Source organism: Burkholderia sp. AU33803, from assembly GCF_002223095.1.
Classification (GTDB): domain Bacteria; phylum Pseudomonadota; class Gammaproteobacteria; order Burkholderiales; family Burkholderiaceae; genus Burkholderia.
In genome coordinates this window covers 111,447-132,019 of the sequence record NZ_NKFJ01000002.1, presented here as the reverse complement: position 1 = coordinate 132,019, position 20,573 = coordinate 111,447, and the positions used below count along the sequence as shown (strand labels likewise).

17 protein-coding genes are annotated in these 20,573 nt (G+C 66.8%); 9 read left to right on the top strand and 8 right to left on the bottom strand.

Features of this window, described 5'->3' with window-relative positions; translation table 11 throughout:
* Positions 1 to 44: 44 nt before the first annotated feature.
* A complete protein-coding gene (locus tag CFB41_RS00680; RefSeq protein WP_089455357.1) occupies positions 45 to 359 on the bottom strand; it encodes a zinc ribbon domain-containing protein in 315 nt (104 codons plus the stop codon).
* A gap of 10 nt (positions 360 to 369) precedes the next feature.
* The gene (locus tag CFB41_RS00675) at positions 370 to 2,991 is read right to left on the bottom strand and encodes a heavy metal translocating P-type ATPase (protein ID WP_089455356.1); all 2,622 of its coding nucleotides are present in this window, start codon (positions 2,989 to 2,991) and stop codon (positions 370 to 372) included.
* An 80-nt stretch (positions 2,992 to 3,071) separates the two neighbouring features.
* Here CFB41_RS00675 and cadR point away from each other — a divergent pair, with 80 nt between their 5' ends.
* Together cadR and CFB41_RS00665 are read left to right on the top strand one after the other, a co-directional pair.
* On the top strand, positions 3,072 to 3,503 hold the full coding sequence (cadR, locus tag CFB41_RS00670) for a Cd(II)/Pb(II)-responsive transcriptional regulator (protein WP_011350541.1): 432 nt from the start codon (positions 3,072 to 3,074) through the stop codon (positions 3,501 to 3,503).
* Between the two features lie 68 nt (positions 3,504 to 3,571).
* Positions 3,572 to 4,144, top strand: coding sequence for a PadR family transcriptional regulator (locus tag CFB41_RS00665; RefSeq protein WP_089424169.1), 573 nt, complete (start codon positions 3,572 to 3,574; stop codon positions 4,142 to 4,144).
* Positions 4,145 to 4,189: 45 nt separating this feature from the next.
* Here CFB41_RS00665 and CFB41_RS00660 read toward each other — a convergent pair whose 3' ends face one another.
* The 4 genes from CFB41_RS00660 to CFB41_RS00645 all read right to left on the bottom strand — a co-directional run bounded on the left by CFB41_RS00660 (position 4,190) and on the right by CFB41_RS00645 (position 8,528).
* Complete coding sequence (locus CFB41_RS00660; protein WP_089455355.1) at positions 4,190 to 5,620, bottom strand: FAD-binding oxidoreductase; 1,431 nt, start codon at positions 5,618 to 5,620, stop codon at positions 4,190 to 4,192.
* Positions 5,621 to 5,635: 15 nt separating this feature from the next.
* On the bottom strand, positions 5,636 to 6,424 hold the full coding sequence (locus CFB41_RS00655) for an ABC transporter substrate-binding protein (protein ID WP_089455354.1): 789 nt from the start codon (positions 6,422 to 6,424) through the stop codon (positions 5,636 to 5,638).
* Positions 6,425 to 6,494: 70 nt separating this feature from the next.
* Positions 6,495 to 7,649: a pyridoxal phosphate-dependent aminotransferase gene (locus tag CFB41_RS00650; RefSeq protein WP_089455353.1), complete on the bottom strand. Its 1,155-nt coding sequence runs from the start codon at positions 7,647 to 7,649 to the stop codon at positions 6,495 to 6,497.
* Between the two features lie 210 nt (positions 7,650 to 7,859).
* Positions 7,860 to 8,528, bottom strand: coding sequence for a TetR/AcrR family transcriptional regulator (locus CFB41_RS00645; RefSeq protein WP_089455352.1), 669 nt, complete (start codon positions 8,526 to 8,528; stop codon positions 7,860 to 7,862).
* Between the two features lie 120 nt (positions 8,529 to 8,648).
* Here CFB41_RS00645 and CFB41_RS00640 point away from each other — a divergent pair, with 120 nt between their 5' ends.
* The 7 genes from CFB41_RS00640 (at position 8,649) to CFB41_RS00615 (ending at position 14,875) form a co-directional block, all read left to right on the top strand.
* The gene (locus CFB41_RS00640; protein WP_089455351.1) at positions 8,649 to 10,301 is read left to right on the top strand and encodes an acyl-CoA dehydrogenase family protein; all 1,653 of its coding nucleotides are present in this window, start codon (positions 8,649 to 8,651) and stop codon (positions 10,299 to 10,301) included.
* A 59-nt stretch (positions 10,302 to 10,360) separates the two neighbouring features.
* Positions 10,361 to 11,869, top strand: a complete 1,509-nt coding sequence (locus CFB41_RS00635) for a class I adenylate-forming enzyme family protein (protein WP_089455350.1) — start codon at positions 10,361 to 10,363, stop codon at positions 11,867 to 11,869.
* A 172-nt stretch (positions 11,870 to 12,041) separates the two neighbouring features.
* On the top strand, positions 12,042 to 12,701 hold the full coding sequence (locus CFB41_RS00630; RefSeq protein ID WP_089455349.1) for a PAAR domain-containing protein: 660 nt from the start codon (positions 12,042 to 12,044) through the stop codon (positions 12,699 to 12,701).
* A 10-nt stretch (positions 12,702 to 12,711) separates the two neighbouring features.
* On the top strand, positions 12,712 to 13,257 hold the full coding sequence (locus tag CFB41_RS00625) for a hypothetical protein (RefSeq protein WP_089455348.1): 546 nt from the start codon (positions 12,712 to 12,714) through the stop codon (positions 13,255 to 13,257).
* Between the two features lie 4 nt (positions 13,258 to 13,261).
* A complete protein-coding gene (locus CFB41_RS00620) occupies positions 13,262 to 13,987 on the top strand; it encodes a M35 family metallo-endopeptidase (RefSeq protein ID WP_089455347.1) in 726 nt (241 codons plus the stop codon).
* Between the two features lie 4 nt (positions 13,988 to 13,991).
* On the top strand, positions 13,992 to 14,471 hold the full coding sequence (locus CFB41_RS37115) for a hypothetical protein (RefSeq protein WP_144029894.1): 480 nt from the start codon (positions 13,992 to 13,994) through the stop codon (positions 14,469 to 14,471).
* Positions 14,468 to 14,875, top strand: a complete 408-nt coding sequence (locus CFB41_RS00615) for a hypothetical protein (protein WP_089455346.1) — start codon at positions 14,468 to 14,470, stop codon at positions 14,873 to 14,875. The genes CFB41_RS37115 and CFB41_RS00615 overlap by 4 nt, the downstream gene beginning before the upstream one ends.
* 225 nt (positions 14,876 to 15,100) lie before the next feature.
* Here the strand turns inward: CFB41_RS00615 and CFB41_RS00610 are convergent, their stop codons facing one another.
* The gene (locus CFB41_RS00610) at positions 15,101 to 16,240 is read right to left on the bottom strand and encodes a branched-chain amino acid ABC transporter substrate-binding protein (RefSeq protein WP_089438928.1); all 1,140 of its coding nucleotides are present in this window, start codon (positions 16,238 to 16,240) and stop codon (positions 15,101 to 15,103) included.
* Between the two features lie 84 nt (positions 16,241 to 16,324).
* Entirely contained in the window at positions 16,325 to 20,257 is a 3,933-nt protein-coding gene (putA, locus tag CFB41_RS00605; protein ID WP_089455345.1) for a trifunctional transcriptional regulator/proline dehydrogenase/L-glutamate gamma-semialdehyde dehydrogenase, read from the bottom strand.
* Positions 20,258 to 20,573 lie beyond the last annotated feature (316 nt).

Genomic DNA, 20,573 nt, shown 5'->3' with positions numbered 1-20,573 from the left:
CCGGCGTTCACACGCCGCCGGCGCGAATGCGCGGACCAACCGGCTTACGCAGCCTGCGTCCCGCACCCGGGGCAGAACCGCGCGTCGTCCGCGAGCGCCGAGTGGCAGCGGCTGCAGGACTTGCCGCGTTGCGCGGCACCGCACTGCGCGCAGAAGCGCGCATCCGCCGCATTGAGTGCGCCGCAGCCCGCGCAGGCCAGCTGGGTCAGCGGCACGTTGCCGCCGGCCGGCCCGCTTCGACTGTCGGCCGGCGCCTGCCAGCCCCAGCCGTGGCGATCGCGGCCACGCGCCTCGTGGCCGCCGTGCCCGCCGCCATGGCTACCGCCGTGGCCGCCCAGGATTCGTTTCAGAAAGCTCATCGCCCGCTCCTCAACGCTTGGCCTGCCCGCCGCCGAACGCCCCCGAGGACGACAGCAGCCGCAAACCGTTGGCCACGACGATCAGGCTTGCGCCCGCGTCGGCGAAGACCGCCATCCACATCGTGCCGAGCCCCGCGACCGTGAGGCCGAGGAACACGATCTTCACGCCGAGCGCGAAGCCGATGTTCTGCACCAGTACGCGATGCGTCGCACGCGACAGCCGCACGAACGCGGGGATCTTGCGCAGGTCGTCGTCCATCAGCGCGACGTCGGCCGTCTCGATCGCCGTGTCGGTGCCCATCGCGCCCATCGCGAAGCCGATGTCGGCGCGCGCGAGCGCCGGTGCGTCGTTGATCCCGTCGCCGACCATCCCGACCGCGCCCGCGCCGCCGGCCGACAGTTCCTCGACTGCCGCGAGCTTGTCTTCCGGCAACTGGTTGCCGCGCGCGTCGTCGATGCCGGCCTGCTGCGCGATCGCCTGCGCGGTATGCGGGTTGTCGCCGGTCAGCATCGCGGTGCGGATGCCGAGCGCATGCAGATCGGCGATCGCCTCGCGGCTCGTGTCCTTGATCGTGTCGGCCACCGCGAAGATGCCGAGCACGCGTGCTTCGTCGACCAGCACCACGACGCTCTTGCCCTGCCGCTCGAGCGCGTCGAGCTTCGCTTCGAGGGCCGTCGAGCAGCGCTCGAGTTCCTCGACGAGCCGGTGGTTGCCGAGCCAGTAGCGCGTGCCGTCGATCGTGCCCTGCACGCCGCGCCCGACGATCGCTTCGAAGTCCTGCACATCGGCGAATGCCGTCGTGCCGGCATCGCGGGCAGCCGTGGCAATCGCCTGCGACACCGGGTGATCGGAGCGCGCCGCGAGGCTCGCGCCGAGGTGCCGCACGCGTGCGTCGTCAGCGTCGGTCGCGTGCAGGTCGAAGTCGGTCTGCACCGGCTTGCCGTGCGTGATCGTGCCGGTCTTGTCGAGCGCGAGCCACGCGAGCTTGCGCCCTTCTTCCAGGTACACGCCGCCCTTCACGAGAATCCCGCGTCGTGCGGCTGCCGCGAGCCCCGACACGATCGTCACCGGCGTCGAGATCACCAGCGCGCACGGGCACGCGATCACGAGCAGCACCAGCGCGCGGTAGATCCAGTCGTGCCACGCACCGCCCATCACGAGCGGCGGCGCCACCGCGACCAGCAGCGCGACCGCGAACACGATCGGCGTGTAGACACGTGCGAACTGGTCGACGAAGCGTTGCGTCGGCGCCTTCGCGCCTTGCGCCTCCTCAACCGCGTGGATGATCCGCGCGAGCGTCGAGTTGGCCGCGACGGCCGTCACGCGATAGTCGAACGAACCCGATTCGTTGATCGTGCCCGCGTACACGGCGTCGCCGGTCGTCTTGTCGACGGGCAGGCTCTCGCCGGTGATCGGCGCCTGGTTCACCGTCGAGCGGCCCGCGACGACCTCGCCGTCCAGCCCGATCCGCTCGCCCGGCTTCACGCGCACGACCGCGCCGAGCGCCACCTGCGCGGCCTCGATCGTGCGCCACGACCCGTCGGCATCCTGCACGGTCGCGGTGTCCGGCGCGAGCTGCATCAGGCCCTGGATCGCGTTGCGTGCGCGGTCGAGCGACTTCGCTTCGATCAGCTCGGCGATCGTGAACAGCACCATCACCATCGCGGCTTCCGGCCACTGGCCGATCGCCATCGCGCCCGTCACCGCGATGCTCATCAGCGCGTTGATGTTCAGGTTGCCGTTGCGGATCGCGATCCAGCCCTTCTTGTACGTGGTGAGCCCGCATGCGAGCACCGCCGCGAGCGCAAGCGCCGCCGCGAGCCACACGGGCAGGCCGGCCCAGGTCGCGCCTTCGGACGCGATCGCGGCGACACCGGCGAGCGCCAGCGGCCACCACCGCTTCGGGGGCGCGTCGGCGACGCGCGCGGCCGGTGCGCCGGGCGCTGCCGCCTCGGGCGTCATCCCGAGCGAGCGGATCGCGCTTTCGATCGCCGGCTGGGCGTCCGGCACGTGCTCGACCGTCAGCATCCGCTGCATCAGGTTGAATTCGAGCGCCGACACTTCGCTCATCCCGCCGAGCTTCTTGCGGATCAGCGTTTCCTCGGTCGGGCAGTCCATCTGCATGATCCGGAATGCGGAGCGCACGTGACCCGACGCGGTCGCCTGCGCGACCGGCAGCGGCGCGAGCGTCAGCGCGGCAGGCGCGCAGCAGTCGCCGGCCGCGTGGTCGTGGTCGTGGTCGTGGTCGTGGTCGTGGTCGTGACCGGCATGGTCGTGCGCGGCGCTGCCGTGTGCACAGGCGGTGCCATGGACATGGCCGTCGCCGTGCTCGTGTGCATGGTCATGACCATGGTCGTGGTCGTGTTCCTTGCCGCTGCCGTGGCTGCAACCGGCGCCGTGGGCATGGCCCTCTTCACGAACCGCATGCGCGTGATCATGCTCTTGGTCGTGGCTGTGGGCATGCGACTGCGCGCCGCGCGCTGCGGCGACCTCGCCGTGCGCGTGCTCGCCGGCCGTCGGCGCCGCCTCGGCGACGGTCGCCGTATCCGTATCGTGCGCGTCGGCGCAGCACGGAGCGGCGCCGCCGGCATGACGGTGTCGTGGGTCGTGGGTACGCTGGGCGTCGGTCATGACAACCTCCTCAATGGCTAACGGTGTAGAGTTAACACCCTGAAGCCACTACAAGGTCAACCCTTACACGGGAGAAAGGCATGAAGATCGGCGAACTAGCCAAAGCGGCCCGCTGCACACCCGAGACGATCCGCTTCTACGAGAAAGAGGGTCTGATGCCGGATGCGGAGCGCACCGACTCGAACTACCGCAACTACACCGACGTGCACGTCGAGCGGCTGCGCTTCATCCGCAACTGCCGCGCGCTCGACATGGCGCACGACGAAATCCGCGCGCTGCTGCAGCTCACCGACACACCGGCCGACCCCTGCGATTCGATCAATTCGCTGCTCGACGAGCACATCGGACACGTCGATGCACGCCTCGCGGAACTCACGCATCTGCGCGACCAGCTCACCGAATTGCGCCGCCAGTGCGTCGGCGAGCATTCGGTCGAGGATTGCGGCATCGTGCATGGTCTCGCGACGATGGAAACCGTCGCCCCGGCCGCGAAGCGCTCGCACCTCGGCTGAAACCCTTGTGAAATATGATAGTCTGGTTGAGAATAGTTATATTCTTACTAGATATTGAATAACTATTCATGTCCACCAGCCGTCCGTCTCCGCTTGCGCTGGCCGTCCTCGCGACGCTCACCGAAACGCCGATGCATCCCTACGGGATGCTGCAGCAGCTGAAGGCGCGCGGGTACGACGAAGTCGTCAACGTGCGCCAGCGCACGAGCCTCTACCAGACGATCGACCGGCTGCTGCGCGACGGGCTGATCGCCGTGCACGACACCGAGCGCGACGGCGCGTTTCCCGAGCGCACGCTGTATGCGCTGACCGAGGCCGGGCACACGGCCGGGCAGGCGTGGCTGCATGCGCTGCTCGCGGAGCCCGCGCGTGAATTCCCGGCGTTCGGCGCCGGTCTCGCATTCCTGCCGCTGCTCGACGCCGAAGATGCCCGCCACCAGCTCGAGCTTCGAATCACGCGGCTCGACGCGGAGCGCGAACGCCTCGAAACGCTGCGCGCCACCGCGCAGGCCGATCAGGTGCCGCGCCTGTTCCTGCTGCAGAACGAGCATGCGCTCGTCCTGCTCAATGCCGAACTCGACTGGGCACGCAGCGTCGTCGAGCACCTGAAGATCGGCGCGCTGCGCTGGGTGGACGGCTGACGCGTTACGCCGGCCGGCTCCCGCCGGCAACGTGCGTCACCCCGATCAAAGCACCTTGCCGGGGTTCAGGATGCCGAGCGGATCCAGCGCGGCCTTCAGGCGTCGCATCAATCCGATTTCCGCGTCGCTGCGCGTGTGCGCGAGATAGGGGCGCTTGAGCACGCCGATCCCGTGCTCGGCCGACACCGAGCCGCCCATGTCACGCACCACCGCGTACACGCAGTGATCGAGCGCATCGAGGTCCGTGTCGGTCATCCCGGCCAGCGACACACCGATATGCACGTTGCCGTCGCCGACATGGCCGAAGAACAGGCACGTGAGGTCCGGCCAGCGCGCCCGCAATGCCGCCTCGCAACGCTCGGCGAATGCGCCGAGTTCGCCCGTCGGCAGGCTCACGTCGAAGTTGACGAGCTGCGGCAACGCGTCGATCGCGAGGCCTTCGCGCAGCGTCCACAAGTCACGCGCCTGCCGCTCCGACGTCGCGAGCACCGCATCCTCCACGAGCCCTGCGTCGAACCCCGCCGCGAGACCGGCTTCCAGCACCTGGTGCGCATCGCCGCCCGGTGCGCTCGTCGCGCATTCGATCAGGATCGCGAAACCATCGTCGCCGACGAACGGCGCCGAAACACCCGGCGTATGACGCGCGACGTAGTCGTAGAACGCCGGCCACATCGCCTCGAAACTGACGACCTCCGGCAACATGCGCACGCTGTTCCACAGCGCGACGACCGCGTCGTAGTCGCGCACGCGGCAGAGCGCCGTGGCCGGCGCGGCCAGCAGCGGATGCAGCCGCAGCACCGCGCGCGTGACGACGCCGAGCGTCCCTTCGCTGCCGATGAACAGCTGCTTGAGGTCGTAGCCCGCGTTGTTCTTCAGCATCCGGTTCATCGAAGACACGACCGTGCCGTCCGCGAGCACGGCCTCGAGCCCGAGCACCTGCTCGCGCATCATCCCGTAGCGGATCGCGCGCGTGCCGCCCGCATTGGTCGCGAGCATGCCGCCGATCTGGCACGAGCCGCGTGCGCCGAGATCGACGCCGAACGTGAAACCCGCCGCTTCCGCGGCTTCCTGCACCGTCTGCAGCGGCGTTCCGGCGCGTACCGTCATCGTGCCGGCCGCCGCGTCGAGCGCCTCGATGCCCGCGAAGCGCTCCATCGACAGCACCACCTCGCCGCCGAGCGCGACCGCACCGCGCGCGAGTCCGGTCAAACCGCCCTGCGGCACGACCGGCTGGCCGAGCCGCGCACACAGCGCGAGCGTGCGCGACACGTCGTCGACACTGCGCGGTCGCACCAGCGCACGCGGCCGCACGCCGGCCGGCTCGTTGTACGCGGTGAAGTAACGCGGATCGATATCCACCGCGCGCGTCACGAGCGCGTCGCCCAGTTCGGCGACGAGCACGGCTTCGATCGCGTCACCCGACAACGATGCGTGGCCCTGTTCGCCACCCGCGGCGGCCGTGTTCCCGTTCTGCATCGCGCGCGGCTCCGCTTACTTCGCCGAGATGTCGATATCGCCGAAATACTTCAGGCCGAGCGACTTCACCGTGCCGTCCGCCTTCAGCTTGTCGATCGCCGCGTCGAGCTTCGCCTTCAGCGCGCTGTCGCCTTTACGCAGCCCGAATGCAATGCCATTGCCGAGAATCTTGTCGTCGCGCACGGGCTGGCCGACGAACGAGAAGCCCTTGCCGTCCGGACGCGACAGGAAGCCGCGCTGGCCGGACGGTGCGAGCACGAGCGTCGCGTCGAGACGGCCGGCGACGAGGTCCACGTACGCCTGGTTCTGGTCCTGGTACGCGACGACCGCGACGCCCGCCGGCTCCCAGTGCGCCTTCGCGAAGGTTTCCTGGATCGACGCCTGCAGCACGCCGACGCGCTTGCCCTTGAGCGATTCCGGCGTCGGCAGCAGGCCGCTGCCGGTGCGTGCGATCAACTGGGTCGGCACGCGATAGATGATCGTCGTGAAGTCGATCGCCTGGCGCCGCTGCTCGGTCGCGTTCATCGCCGAGTTGATCGCGTCGAACTTGCGGCCCTGCAGCGCGGGAATCAGGCCGTCGAACGACGTCTCGACCCATTTGCACGACAGCTTCGCCGTCTGGCAGACGGCATTGCCGACGTCGATGTCGAAGCCTTGCAGGTCGCCGTTCGGCGCTTTCGATTCGAACGGCGGATATTGCGCTTCGAGGCCGAAGCGCAGCGTCGGCGCGTCGGCGAGCGCCGCGCCCGAGCCGATGGCGCACGCGAGTGCGAACGCGAGTTTCAGGGTGGCCGTGTGCTTCATCGTGATCTCCTGTGTCTGGTCGGTGCGACGTCCCGTCGCCGGGTGCCCGTCGCCGGTTTCCGTACGGGCCTTACAGCGAACGCAGCCGCCGCGCGCCTTCGATCAGCGTCGCGTCGTCCTTCGAGAAACTGAGCCGGATCACGCCGGCGTCGGTGCCGTCGGTATAGAACGCCGACAGCGGAATCGTCGCGACGCGCGCGTCGCGGATCAGGCGCAGCACGAAATCGCTGTCGCTTTCGTCCGAGAAGTGCCGGAAGCGCGCGAGCATGAAGAACGAGCCTTCGCTCGGCAGCAGTTCGAAACGCGAATCGGCCAGCTCGCGCGCGAGCAGGTCGCGCTTGGCCTGGTAGAACGCCGACAGGCCGAGATAGCTGTCCGGCCGCGCGAGGATCTCCGCGAACGCGACCTGCATCGGCGTGTCGGCTGCGAACACCATGAACTGGTGCACCTTGCGGATCTCGTCCATCAGCTCGGCCGGCGCGAGGCAATAGCCGACCCGCCAGCCCGTCACGTGGAACGACTTGCCGAACGACGACACGATCACGCTGCGCTCGGCCAGCTCGCGATGGCGCGCCATGCTCTGGTGCTGCGCGCCGTCGAACACGACGTGCTCGTAGACCTCGTCGGACAGGATCACGATGCCGGTATCGCGCGTGAGCTGCGCGAGCCGTTCGAGGTCGTCGGCGGAAAACACGGTCGCGGTCGGGTTGTGCGGCGTGTTGACGATGATCATCCGCGTGCGCGGGTTGATCGCCGCGGCGACTTCGTCCCAGTTCACGCGGAAATGCTCGGGCGACAGCTTGATCGCCACCGGCGTCGCGCCCTGCAGCCGCACGATCGGCGCATAGCTGTCGAACGACGGCTCGAAGTAGATCACCTCGTCGCCCGGATGCACGAGCGCGCTGATCGCCGCGTAGAGCCCTTCGCTGGCGCTCGCGATCACCGTGATCTCGGTAGCCGGATCGTAGTGCGTGCCGTACAGCGCGTCGGTCTTCTCGGCGAGCCGCTCGCGCAGCGCCATGACGCCGGCCATCGGCGCGTACTGGTTGTGCCCGTCGCGCATCGCGCGCGCGACGCCTTCGACGAGCGCCGGATCGGGCGCGAAATTCGGCGCCCCCTGCGACAGGTTCAACGCATCGTGCCGGGCAGCCAGTTGGCCGATCACCGTGAAGATCGTCGTCCCGACGTCGGGCAGTTTCGAACGGGGCGCGGTCGCGCTTCGCATGACTCCTCCTTCTGATGTCCTTCGGGCGGCCGCGTGCGACACGCACGGCCTGCATCTGTCGCACGATTTAGCCCGAGCCAATATCGGTCGACAATCGAAAGTTCGTCATGGCGGCCATGCATTTTTCTCATGGCCCGTGGGAAGGGGTACGCAGCGGCAAGGCTAGCCTGCCGGGGCGACATGCGAATCAGGCATTTCCCCTAGGGCCTGCTACCGGCCGGCCGCCGCCAGGTAGGCGAGCAGCACGGCCCGCAGTTCGTCGCGCAGCGCGGCGATGTCGAACGCGGGCCCGAGCGTCAGCAACGCCTGGGAAAGCCCGCCGTAGCAGATCGTGTGCGCCATCCGCGCGAGCCCGTCGAGCCGTGCGGCCGGCGGCGGATCGGCCGCGTGCGCGAGTGCGTCGCGCCACAGCGCGACGTACGCGTCGTAATGCCGGCGGTAGGCGGTGAGCGGCGACACCTGCCGCTCCAGCGCGAACAGCGCGCCCCACAGCGCCGCGTCGGCGCCGATCGCGTCGACCTGCAGGTCGACGAGCGCGGCGGCGAGTTCGGCCCGCGGCGCGCCGTGCAATCGCGCGATGGCGTCGCGCAGCCGGTCGGCCAACGCCTGTACGTGCCGATGGATGCAGAGCGCCGCGAGGCTCTGCTTGTCGCCGAAGTATTCGTAGAAGGTGCCGATGCTCACGCCCGCGACCGCCGCGATCTCGCGGATCGTCGCCTTCGCGTAGCCGCGTTCGAGCAAAAGCTGAACGAACGCCTGCTGCAGCGCGTCGGAACTCGCCTGCGCGCGCGACTGGCGCGGCCGGCGGCGCAAGGCGGGCGCGGGTTGCGCCGTCGGCTGGCCGGGCGGCGCCGGAACCTGAACATGTCGCGGCGGCATATTTGCTACTCTGGAAATCAGCAGGGCATGCGTTTTACCGGGGGCCGGAGCCGGCGCCGAAGCGTCATCCGTGCGGCATGACGCCGGCCGCCCGCGCAGCATGAGACCGGAGACACCTCGATGACCGAATCGACTCACGCCGTCACGAACCAGTTCGACGAACTGGTCGACTATAACCTCTTCGCGACGGACATCGCGCTGCGCGATGCGCTCACCCGCGCGGGCGCCGACTGGGCCGTGCCGCAGCTCGACGCGTACGGCGCGCGGCTCGGCAGCGCCGACACCGCGCGCCTCGCCGACGAGGCGAACCGCCACACGCCGGAACTGCACACCTTCGACCGGCGCGGCCGGCGCATCGACCGCGTCGACTTCCACCCGGCCTGGCACACGCTGCTCGGCCAGTACCGCCACGAAGGTTTCGTGTCGCTCGCGTTCCGCGACACGCGCCGCGGCCGCTGGGCCGCGACCGCGGCCGGCTTCTACCTGCATGGCCAGATCGAGGCCGGCACGCTGTGCCCGGCGACGATGACGCAGGCCGCGATTCCCGTGCTGCAGAAGGAGCCCGCGCTGTGGGACCTGCTGCGCGACAAGCTCTACAGCAACGACTACGATCCGCGCGACGTGCCGGTCGCCGACAAGCGCTCGATCTGGTTCGGCATGGGCATGACCGAGAAACAGGGCGGCTCCGACGTGCGCGCGAACACGACGCTCGCGAGCGCCGTCGGCGCGGGCGGACGCGGCGGCGAATACCGGCTGCACGGCCACAAGTGGTTTTTCTCGGCGCCGATGTGCGATGCCCACCTCGTCGTCGCACGCACCGAAGCCGGCAGCCCGTCGTGCTTCTACGTGCCGCGCTGGCGGCCGGACGGCACCAAGAACGCGGTCGAGATCCAGCGGCTGAAGGACAAGGTCGGCAACCGCAGCAACTCGAGCAGCGAGATCGAGCTGAACGACGCGTGGGGCATCATGCTCGGCGACGAAGGCCGCGGCATCCCGACCATCATCGAGATGGCCACCACCACGCGGCTGAACTGCGTGCTCGGCAGCGCGGCGATGCTGCGCCAGGGCGTCGTGCAGGCGATCGCGTACACGCGCCAGCGTCATGCGTTCGGCCGCGCGCTCGCCGAGCAGCCGCTGATGCGCACCGTGCTCGCCGATCTCGCGCTCGAAAGCGAGGCCGCGCTGTCCCTCTCGATGCGTCTCGCCGATGCGTTCGAGCGCGACGACTCGCCGCGCGAACGCGCATGGAAGCGCATCGTCACGCCCGCCGCGAAATTCTGGGTGTGCAAGCGCGCGGTCGAGCTGACCGGCGAGGTGATGGAAGTGTTCGGCGGCAACGGCTACGTCGACGACGGCCCGATCGCGCGGCTGTTCCGCGAGGCGCCCGTCAACTCGATCTGGGAAGGCTCCGGCAACGTGATGTGCCTCGACGTGCTGCGCGCGATATCGCGCGAGCCCGACGCGGCCGCCGCCCTGTTCGCCGAACTCGCCGATCTCGGCGCGGGCGAACCGCGCATCCGCACGGCGCTCGAAGCGCTGCGTGCGATGCTCGCGGCGCCGGCCGACACGCTCGAGGCGTCGGGCCGCGTGTTCGCGCAGCGGCTCGCGGTGCTCGCGCAGGCGTGCCTGCTGCGCCGCGATGCGCCGGCGGCCGTTGCCGACGGATTCGTCGCGACGCGGCTCGCCGCGCCCGACTGGGGCCGCATCGCGGGCGGCTTCGATCCGCACGCGATCGACGTCGCCGCGCTGCTGCAGCGCGCGTACCCGGCCTGATGCCCTTTGGATAGCTTGGTAAGGCCCAGTTCGCCTTCGCACGCCCGCCCGGAGTCACGATGAACCTCGTCGCCGCCCTCGACCGCGCCGCCCGTGCGACGCCCGACCAGCCATTCCTCGTCAGCGAATCCGCGACGATCACCTATGCCGCCGCGCGCGAGCGCTCGCACCGCGCGGCAGCCGTGCTGAGCGCGCTCGGCGTCGCGGCTGGCGACCGCGTCGCCGCGATGTGCTTCAACACGCCGGCGTTCGTCGACCTGATGTTCGGCGCGTGGCGGCTCGGCGCGACGTTCGTGCCGGTCAACCACAAGCTGCAGGCGCCGGAAGTCGACTACGTGCTCGAACACAGCCGCAGCAAGGCGCTGCTGTTCGACGTGGCGCTTGCGCCGGTGGTCGAACGGCTCCTGCATCCCGCGCGGCGGCTCGTGACCGAAGGCGAACTCGACGGCGTGCCGTGCTTCGACACGCTGTGCGCGACGATGGACGGCCTCGCGGGCATCGAGCCGGCCGACGACGACATCGCGCAGATCCTCTATACGTCCGGCACGACCGGCCACCCGAAAGGCTGCGTGCACAGCCACCGCACCGTTACGCTCGCGGCGATGCAGGCGGCGCTCGCGACCGGCATCGGCCGCCACGAGCGCACGCTGATGGCGATGCCGATCTGGCATTCGTCGCCGCTCAACAACTGGTTCGGCGGCACGCTAGTCGCGGGCGGAACCGTCGTGCTGCTGCGCGAATATCATCCGCTGCGCTTCCTGCAGGCCGTCGAGCGCGAGCGCGTGACGCTGTATTTCGGCGCGCCGGTGTCGTACCTGCTGCCGCTCGACACGGTCGACGGCTTCGCGGCGTTCGACCTGTCGAGCGTGCGCGCGTGGCTGTACGGTGGCGGCCCGATCGGCCCCGCGCAGGCCGAGCGTCTCACGCGTGCGTATCGCAGCAACGCGTTCTTCCAGGTGTACGGCATGACGGAAGCCGGGCCGGCCGGCACGACGCTGTATCCGGACGAGCAGATCGCGAAGGCCGGTTCGATCGGCCGCACCGGCGGCCCGGGCGTCGACCTGCGCGTCGTGCGGATGGACGGCCTCGACGCACAACCAGGCGAGACCGGCGAGATCTGGCTGAAGACCGACAGCATGATGCTCGGCTATCTCGACGATGCGGCCGCGACGCGCGCCGCGTTCGCGCCGGACGGCTGGTATCGCACCGGCGACATCGCGCGGATAGATCAGGATGGCTATCTGTTCATCGTCGACAGGCTGAAGGACATGATCGTGACAGGCGGCGAGAACGTCTATTCGAAGGAGGTGGAGGACGTGCTCGGGGCGCACCCGGACATCGCCGAGGCGGCGGTCGTCGGCGTCCCGCATCCCGACTGGGGCGAGACGGTCGTCGCGCACGTGGTGCTGCGCGCGGGCAGCGTGCCCAACGCGGATGCACTGCGCGCGTTCTGCGGCGAGCGGCTGGCCGCGTACAAGATCCCGCGCGAATTCACGTTCGCGCAGGCGCTGCCGCGTACACCGACGGGGAAGCTGCAGAAGTTCTTGCTGCGTGTGCGCAGGGACTGAGTATCCGCGATTGAGCTAGCGCATTCGCGCACGCGCGGTCAATGCAACAGGCAGAACGGAACAAGTAATAGAAGTTACCAGCTCTGAATCATATTCGTCCGATTGATCGACGTTTCTTAACTGGAATAGCGTCTCTAGGCAGCCATTCCATTTACTGAGACAGGGAAGCCGGATGAAAAACGAACCCAAAGGACCGACCCATCTTTTCGCCACCGTTGGCGCGCTCACGGAACGCGGTGGACGTGTCACCACCGCAACCAGCGGCCTGACATTGGCCGGATTGGAAGTCGCCTGCGTCGGCGATGTGGTGACCTACGACGACGGTAGCGAGGCCGCGATTATCGACGGCGCGGGAAACAACCATAGCGGAGGCAAGCCATTCGCGTTAGTGGGCAGCCGGTTGAGCAACGGCGACCGCATTACCGAAACGCTGCGCACTTCGTGGGGCATTCACGCAGGGGATGGGCAATGCGTTTCGGGCCTGTTCGATCCGACCTATGTGCCGCCACCCGCACCGCCTGCCTACAGACTGGCGGTACGTGGCGCGACAACAGCGCGCGGCGGTGCATTACGCGAGCCGTCCGGCACATGGGAAGTAGCGCCGCACTTGGGCAAAGCTGCCACGGTGGGCGACCTGATCCGCTATCCCGACGGCTCAACCGCGCGCGTGACGACCGGTCTGGGTTTGGCCGACCGGGCCGACTTCGCGCCGCTCGCCTTCGTTGGCAGCGAACTCGATAACGGCGACACGATCACCGATAGTCCCGAGCGACAAGGCGTGGCGTCGTCCGCTGTTTTTGGCATCGTCACCCGCTCGGCCATGCCCCGCTGAGGTAGCGCTCATGATCCGCTACTTTCTTGCCAAAGGCGACCGCGCCGGGGAAGCGGTCATTGTTGAAGGCCTCGACCGCGTGACCTGTTCCAATCCGCCGCCGACGGTTCATATCGCCACACTCGATATGAAGACCTACTGCTCGGCCTGCAAGCGCGAAGGATACATCGCACCGCAAGGGCCGCGTTGGCCAGGCACCGGCCCGAACGGCAAACAGTGGGCATTGAGCGGGGATATCAATGTCTGCGGATGCAACCCACCGCCGATCTTCTACGCTGAGCGCGGCATGCGGATGACTTTTACTGCGGGCGAAATTTCGACGCTGGATGGGCGCAAACCTGGTGCAGCCCATCTGCCGTTTGCCTTATCGGATGCCGTACATGACGAGCAATTTACCTTGCTCGATGATGCACACCGCCCGCTCGCCAACGTTCGCTATCGAATCATCACCGACACCGGGCAGATCTTCGCAGGCATCACGGACGCGGCCGGGCAAACAGATCGAATTGCGACCGACGCCGCAGCATCTCTGAAAATCTATACAAAGGGGCCTTGACGCAATGAGCGGCTTTTCGGGAAATAAATACGAATTCGAAGTTCAGGAAAACGAAGAATGGGTCCTCGTCCATTCGGGGGCCGTCACCAACACCAATCCGGGGTCCATGGTCTATATATCAATCAACACGATGCCAATCTGCCCCAACATGAGTAACAAGGCGTTCAGATCCCTAATAATGCGACTACGGGACACCGCGGTGATCTTAATTGAGGAACGCATATCGGATCTGGCGCGATGGGATAAAATTGCCCGAGATAGAGTGCAATTCTGGTTTGGCCGAAGCGACGAAGCGATACGTCAAAAACTAAGTTTCGGCCTGCCCAGGCTCGCTGCGGCTATGTGCGAACTACAGCCCGAGAAGATCATAAGATGGGACGAACAAAGCCAACGGCAACTTACATGCTCAGTGGCCCCTGATACTGGCGCAAATGACGCGGCTGTATGCAAGCCCGATTCGGCACGTCGAATAATCGCGATTTACCCGCATTTCTGCACTGTCGAGGATGTGTACGTTGCTGGAAACTGCAAATTGAAAATTCTCATTCACGAATGTTCCCATTACATTGACACATTCGATGCGGACGACGTCAACTATGGGTTTGCTCGGGGGATCGGGTATTGGGCACAAGCCAATCCAGAAGGTGCACATAGAAATGCAGACAGCATTGCATGCTACATCGCGCACTTTGATGACATAAGTGAATTCTTAAAAAAGAATATTTGGTGACTGAATGATAAAATTTCTGATTTCCGTTGCCGCGCTTGCTGGTACTGCTTTTATTCAACACGCAAGCGCTTGTACGATATCGGAACACATGCTCGAAAGCGTGCCTCTGAATTATCCCGGCATTCCAAATACATATCGAATAAAGATAGTGGATATGGTTTTGGCTGCGCGGCAATGGCCCGATGTTGAAGTGCAGGCGCAAATCATCGCCAGCGCATATGTCGACGAACGCAACCCTTTGAATCTGGCAAAGTCAAGAGGTGACCAGCTGAAAGACTTCCTGATACAGCTTGGCATCAAGCCTCAATATATCTATGTTGACACGCACGTCAATCGAATTACATACCCAATCGATAGCACCGGCCATGGAGGATACTTGCAGCTCGGCGTGAGTCTTCTGCCTTTCTGCAAAAATGGATGTGGAAATTTATGCGACGCTCCGGCGTCTCGCCGACAACAAAACTCACCAAATAATAAACTATGAAATCAATTGCTGGCCTATGCGTCGTCGCGTCTAGCCATGCATCTGCGTGTGTCGCAAGTGAAAATTTCGATATCCATTTTCCGAAAAACAGTTCAAATGTATCGAATTCTGAAATCGTCCGCACTGCAAACTGGACAGCAAACCAGAAAATCGCCTACGCACGTCACGTAACCAAGGAAACAACGCTGATTAGCGGCCATGCCGAGGAAAGCGAACAGAGCGCACTGCCCCTTGCACAATCGCGAATGCAAACCGCGTATGCGCTGCTGAAGCAATTCGGTTTTCTACGCGGAACCATTAAGACGAGCGCCCGCGTCTATTCGCATGGGGACGTGGATAATGGGCGGCGTGTGGAAATTTCCTTCCTGCCCGATTGCCCCAACAAGTGCTGTGAAGATAAGTAACCCCGCACTGCCGCCAGTCGCATCGATGAGGCATTGACGTATTCACGCGGCGCCCCCCTCGGAACGTACCCAAACCGTTGAATCATCGCCGGCAAGAGCCGTATGTACTACCTGGCTGTGCACCGCCAAAGAAAAAGCCACCCGGCCCGACGGCCCGGTGGCTTTTTCGCATGATCGACGGGGCGGCGACATGCGCCGCCGCCTGCGCGTCACATCAAAGGCGGCTTACTTCCCGCCGATGCTCTTCAGCGGCTTCCACTCGCCCTTCTCGACCTTGTACATCGTGATGCCGCCGTTCTTCAGGTCGCCCTTCGCGTCATACGCGACGTGCGTCGACGTCACGCCGGCCATGTCGGTCTTCGCGAGCACCGGCAGGTACTTCGCCGGATCGGTCGAATCGGCCTTCTTCATCGCGTTGAACAGCGCCATCGCGCCGTCGTACGCGTACGGCGAGTACGTCTGCACGTCTTCGCCGAAGCGCTTCTTGTACTTGTCGGCGTACGTCTTGCCGCCCGGCATTTCTTCCAGCGGGAGGCCTGCCAGCGAAGCGATCGTGCCGTCGGCCGCGTTGCCCGCGATCTTCAGGAACGTCGGCGTCTTCACCATTTCGCCGCTCATCAGCGGGGCGGTGATGCCGAGCGCCTTCATCTGCTTGACCATCGGTGCCGCCTGCGAATCCGCGCCGCCGTAGTAGACGAGATCCGGCTTCGCCGCCTTCAGCTTGGTCAGGATCGCCTTGAAGTCGACCGCCTTGTCGTTCGTGAATTCACGGTCGACGATCGTCGCGCCGCCGGCCTTCGCGGCCTTCTCGAACTGGTCGGCGAGACCCTGGCCGTAGGCCGTGCGGTCGTCGACGATCGCGATCTTCTTCATGCCGAGATCCTTCGACGCGAACGTGCCGGCCACCGAGCCCTGCTGCGTGTCGGACGTCATCATGCGGAAGGTCGTCTTGTAACCCTGCTGCGTGTATTCCGGTGCGGTCGCCATCGCGATCTGCGGAATGCCCGCGTTCGCGTAGATGCGCGAAGCCGGAATCGTCGTGCCCGAGTTGAAGTGGCCGAGCATGCCCTTGATGCCGTCGTCGACGAGCTTCTGCGCGACCGTCGTGCCGGTGCGCGGGTCAGCCTGGTCGTCCTGCGTGTCGAGCACGAACTTCACCGGCTTGCCGCCGATCTTCGGGCTCGTCGCGTTGAAATCCTCGATCGCGAGCGCGATCCCGTTCTGCATATCCTTGCCGTAGTGCGCCTGCGCGCCCGTCATCGGCCCTGCGTAACCGATCTTCACGTCATCCGCATGGGCCGTCCCCGCCAGCGACATGACCGCGACAAACGTCGCGCCTGCCAGCTTTTTCATCGTGTGTTGCATAGCATCTCCTTGGTACCAGGGTAAATGGAGCGGCTTCGGGATCGCCTTGCCGCTTCCTATGTTTGATCCGAACGGCAAGGATGGTCAGCCGATCGTCATCAAATTCGCATTGCCACCCGCCGCGGCCGTGTTCACGCTCACCGAGCGCTCCGTCAGCAGCCGTTCCAGCGCGTAATCTTCCGCATCGCCGTTCTCGAACGCGCCCACCGACACGCCCTGCACCGACACGATCGGGCCCGGCCGCTGCGCGACGTCCTTCACGAGCGTCTGCAGTTCGTCGCTGTCGCCTTCGAACAGCACCGCGTCGAACGGCGCGTCGGCCTGCTTGCGCACGCTCGCGTGCGCCTTCAGCGATGCCGGCAGCGCGGCAACCAGCGCCTCGCCAGCGGCACCCGCGAACAGCGCGCGGTTACCGGTCGCCAGCACCGCCGCGAACTGCGCGCGCGCACCGCCCGGCGTGGCCGCGACACACAACACCGTGCCGCGCGGGCCGAGTGTATACGTGTTTCGCTCGCCCGTCGGACCGGTCAGCACTGCGGTCGCACCGGCCGGCACCTGGGCCAGATAGCCGTCGCAACGCGCGGCCAGCGCCGGCTCGCGCTGCTCGATCAGCCAGTCGCGCAGCGTCGTGAGCGCCGCCGCCGGGTTGCCGCGTGCGTCGCCTTCCACCGCGCCGTCCGCCACCAGCGACTGCGCGAGCGAACGCGGCAGGCCCGACGGACGCGTCGCGAGCAGGCGCTGCAGGTACAGCGCGCCGCCGGCCTTCGGGCCCGTGCCCGACAGCCCTTCGCCGCCGAACGGCTGCACGCCGACCACCGCGCCGATCACGTTGCGGTTCACGTAGATGTTGCCGACGTGCGCATTCGAGATCACGTGCGCGATCGTCTCGTCGATGCGCGTGTGGATGCCGAGCGTCAGGCCATAGCCGGTCGCGCGGATCTGCTCCAGCAGCTTGTCGAGCTGGCTGCGGCGGTAACGCACCACGTGCAGCACCGGGCCGAACACTTCGCGCTTCAGCTCGTCGATGCTGCCGATCTCGATCAGCGTCGGCGGCACGAACGTGCCGTGCGCACATGCGTCGGGCATCGGCAGTTGCGTGACCGCGTGGCCCTTGTCCTTCATCGCCGCGACGTGCGCGTCGATCGTCTGCTTCGCTTCGCCGTCGATCACCGGGCCGACGTCCGTCGACAGCCGGTCGGGATTGCCGAGCGCCAGTTCGTGCATCGCGCCCTTCAACATCGTCAGCGTGCGGTCCGCAACGTCGTCCTGCAGACACAGAACGCGCAGCGCCGAACACCGTTGACCGGCCGAGTCGAACGACGACTGCATCACGTCCGCGACGACCTGCTCCGCGAGCGCCGACGAGTCGACGATCATCGCATTCTGGCCGCCCGTTTCGGCGATCAGCGGAATCGGCTTGCCGTCCGGGTCGAGACGCGCGGACAGCGTCTTGTTGATCAGGCGCGCGACTTCGGTCGAGCCGGTGAACATCACCGCACGCGTACGCGCATCGGCCACCAGCGCCGCGCCGACCGTCTCGCCGGTGCCCGGCAGCAGCTGCACTGCACCGGCCGGCACGCCGGCCTCGCGCAGCAGGCGCACGGCCTGCGCGGCGATCAGCGGCGTCTGTTCGGCCGGCTTCGCGAGCACCGTGTTACCGGCGGCGAGTGCCGCGGCGACCTGCCCCATGAAGATCGCGAGCGGGAAGTTCCACGGGCTGATACAGACCACGGGGCCCAGCGGGCGGTGCGTGTCGTTCGAGAATTCGTCGCGGATCTGTGCGGCGTAGTAGCGCAGGAAGTCGACCGCTTCGCGGATCTCGGCGATCGCGTTCGGCAGCGATTTACCGGCTTCGCGCACGATCAGGCCCATCAGCGTGTGCATCTGCGCTTCGAGCAGGTCGGCCGCGCGCACCAGGCAGTCGGCACGCGCGTCGACCGGCGTCGCCTGCCAGATCGGCGCGGCGGCCACCGCGTGCGCGAGCGCCGCGCTCACGTGTTCGGCCGTCGCTTCGCTGACCGTGCCGACCAGGTCGCGCTGGTCGGCCGGGTTGCGCACGTCGCGGGCCGGTGCGTCGGCGAGCGTGTCGTCGGCGAGCATCGGCGCGGCGCGCCACGGGAAATGCGCACTCGCGAGCAGCGCGGACGACAGCGACGCGAGGCGGTGTTCGTTCGACAGGTCGAGGCCCATCGAGTTGGGACGCTCGTCGCCGTACAGGTTGCGCGGCAGCGGGATCTTCGCGTGCGGCGCGCCGAGCGGCACGACCTTCGATGCCTCGTCGACCGGGTCGGCGACCAGTTCCTTCACCGACACGGTTTTATCCGCGATGCGGTTCACGAACGACGTGTTCGCGCCGTTCTCGAGCAGGCGGCGCACCAGGTATGCGAGCAGCGTCTCGTGCGTGCCGACCGGTGCGTACACGCGGCACGGGCGGTTCAGCTTGTCGCGGCCGGTGACTTCCTCGTACAGCGGCTCGCCCATCCCGTGCAGGCACTGGAACTCGTACTGGCCCGGGTAGTAGTTCTGGCCCGCGAGCTGGTAGATCGCGGCCAGCGTGTACGCGTTGTGCGTCGCGAACTGCGGGTACACGGCATCCGGCGCCGCGAGCAGCTTCTTCGCGCACGCGAGGTACGACACGTCGGTGTAGATCTTGCGCGTGTAGACCGGATAGCCTTCGAGGCCGTCGACCTGCGCACGCTTGATCTCGGTATCCCAGTACGCGCCCTTCACGAGGCGGATCATCAGGCGATGGCGGCTGCGGCGCGCGAGATCGATCAGGTAGTCGATCACGAACGGGCAGCGCTTCTGGTAGCCCTGCACGACGAAGCCGATGCCGTTCCAGCCCGCGAGATCCGGATCGAAGCACAGCGCCTCGAGCAGGTCGAGCGACAGTTCGAGGCGGTCGGCCTCTTCGGCGTCGATGTTCAGGCCGATGTCGTAGCGGCGCGCGAGCAGCGCGAGCGCGCGCACGCGCGGCAGCAACTCGCTCATCGTGCGGTCCTGCTGCGAGCGCGAGTAGCGTGCGTGCAGCGCGGACAGCTTGATCGAGATGCCCGGGCCTTCGTAGATGCCGCGGCCGCCGGCCGCCTTGCCGATCGCGTGGATCGCCTGTTCGTACGATGCGTAGTAGCGCTGCGCGTCCTCTTCGGTCGTCGCCGCTTCGCCGAGCATGTCGTACGAGTAGCGGAAACCGCGCGCTTCGTACTTGCGGCTGTTCGCCAGTGCTTCGGAAATCGTTTCGCCGGTGACGAACTGCTCGCCCATCAGGCGCATCGCCATGTCGACGCCCTTGCGGATCAGCGGCTCGCCGCCGCGGCCGATCAGGCGCGTCAGCGCCGACGACAGCCCCGCTTCGCTGTTGGTCGTCACGAGCTTGCCGGTGATCATCAGCCCCCACGTGGCCGCGTTCACGAACAGCGACGGCGCGTGGCCGACGTGCGAGCGCCAGTCGCCCTTGCTGATCTTGTCGCGGATCAGCGCATCGCGGGTCGCGCGATCGGGAATGCGCAGCAGCGCTTCGGCGAGGCACATCAGCGCGACGCCTTCCTGGCTCGACAGCGAGAATTCGTGGATCAGCCCTTCGACGCCGCCGCCCGAGCTCTTCTCGCGCAACGCCTCGACGAGCTTCGTCGCGAGCGCCTGCACGTCCGCCTGCAGGTTCGCGGGCAGGCGCGCCTGGCCGAGCAGGAACGGCACGCATTCCGGCTCGGGGCGGCGGTACGCCGCCGTGATCGCCGCGCGCAGCACCGATTGCGGTTGCACGTTCTGCGCGAACTCGAGGAACGGATGCGGCGAGTTGTCGTCGTCGCCGTCCGCCGACTGGCCGTCGGCGAGCTCCGTCACGCCGCTGTGGCCCGACAGCTCGGGCGGCAGCTGGCCGTGCTCGATCCGCTCGAGATACGCGAAGATCGCCTGCTTGATCAGCCAGTGGGGAGTGCGCTCGAGACGCGCGGCGGCGTCCTTGAGGCGCGAGCGGAGAAGGTCGTCGACTTTGACGCCGAGAGTCGTGCTTGCCATGGTGGGTTCGTGCGCCGGTGCGAGCCCGGCAATGTGGTGTGAGAGGATGCGCGAAATCCTACGGCACGCAATAAAAAGGTGCAACCAAATTGCGAGATAGGTTGCACCCATAAGTTACTCAATATAATCAGCCACTTATGCGGTTGCAACCTAGGGGTTGCCCGTGGTCGGAGGATCGGTGTTTTCCCTGAGCGGGCCGGTTTGACAGGCGTGCGCAACCTTCCGCGCGGGTCGCGGCGGACGAAAACGGGTTGCACTGGGTGCGACGGAAGGTGAAACGCCACGGTGCGGCCGGGCGGCAAGAGACGGTTCGGGG

What these genes read in the sequence shown, in the direction of transcription:
- CFB41_RS00640 (WP_089455351.1), top strand. Translation starts at nt 8,649, where the DNA reads ATGACCGAATCGACTCACGCCGTCACGAACCAGTTCGACGAACTGGTC.
- CFB41_RS00615 (WP_089455346.1), top strand. Translation starts at nt 14,468, where the DNA reads ATGAAATCAATTGCTGGCCTATGCGTCGTCGCGTCTAGCCATGCATCT.
- CFB41_RS00625 (WP_089455348.1), top strand. Translation starts at nt 12,712, where the DNA reads ATGATCCGCTACTTTCTTGCCAAAGGCGACCGCGCCGGGGAAGCGGTC.
- CFB41_RS00620 (WP_089455347.1), top strand. Translation starts at nt 13,262, where the DNA reads ATGAGCGGCTTTTCGGGAAATAAATACGAATTCGAAGTTCAGGAAAAC.
- cadR (WP_011350541.1), top strand. Translation starts at nt 3,072, where the DNA reads ATGAAGATCGGCGAACTAGCCAAAGCGGCCCGCTGCACACCCGAGACG.
- putA (WP_089455345.1), bottom strand. Translation starts at nt 20,257, where the DNA reads ATGGCAAGCACGACTCTCGGCGTCAAAGTCGACGACCTTCTCCGCTCG.
- CFB41_RS00675 (WP_089455356.1), bottom strand. Translation starts at nt 2,991, where the DNA reads ATGACCGACGCCCAGCGTACCCACGACCCACGACACCGTCATGCCGGC.
- CFB41_RS00655 (WP_089455354.1), bottom strand. Translation starts at nt 6,424, where the DNA reads ATGAAGCACACGGCCACCCTGAAACTCGCGTTCGCACTCGCGTGCGCC.
- CFB41_RS00630 (WP_089455349.1), top strand. Translation starts at nt 12,042, where the DNA reads ATGAAAAACGAACCCAAAGGACCGACCCATCTTTTCGCCACCGTTGGC.
- CFB41_RS00635 (WP_089455350.1), top strand. Translation starts at nt 10,361, where the DNA reads ATGAACCTCGTCGCCGCCCTCGACCGCGCCGCCCGTGCGACGCCCGAC.
- CFB41_RS00610 (WP_089438928.1), bottom strand. Translation starts at nt 16,240, where the DNA reads ATGCAACACACGATGAAAAAGCTGGCAGGCGCGACGTTTGTCGCGGTC.
- CFB41_RS00650 (WP_089455353.1), bottom strand. Translation starts at nt 7,649, where the DNA reads ATGCGAAGCGCGACCGCGCCCCGTTCGAAACTGCCCGACGTCGGGACG.
- CFB41_RS37115 (WP_144029894.1), top strand. Translation starts at nt 13,992, where the DNA reads ATGATAAAATTTCTGATTTCCGTTGCCGCGCTTGCTGGTACTGCTTTT.
- CFB41_RS00665 (WP_089424169.1), top strand. Translation starts at nt 3,572, where the DNA reads ATGTCCACCAGCCGTCCGTCTCCGCTTGCGCTGGCCGTCCTCGCGACG.
- CFB41_RS00660 (WP_089455355.1), bottom strand. Translation starts at nt 5,620, where the DNA reads ATGCAGAACGGGAACACGGCCGCCGCGGGTGGCGAACAGGGCCACGCA.
- CFB41_RS00645 (WP_089455352.1), bottom strand. Translation starts at nt 8,528, where the DNA reads ATGCCGCCGCGACATGTTCAGGTTCCGGCGCCGCCCGGCCAGCCGACG.
- CFB41_RS00680 (WP_089455357.1), bottom strand. Translation starts at nt 359, where the DNA reads ATGAGCTTTCTGAAACGAATCCTGGGCGGCCACGGCGGTAGCCATGGC.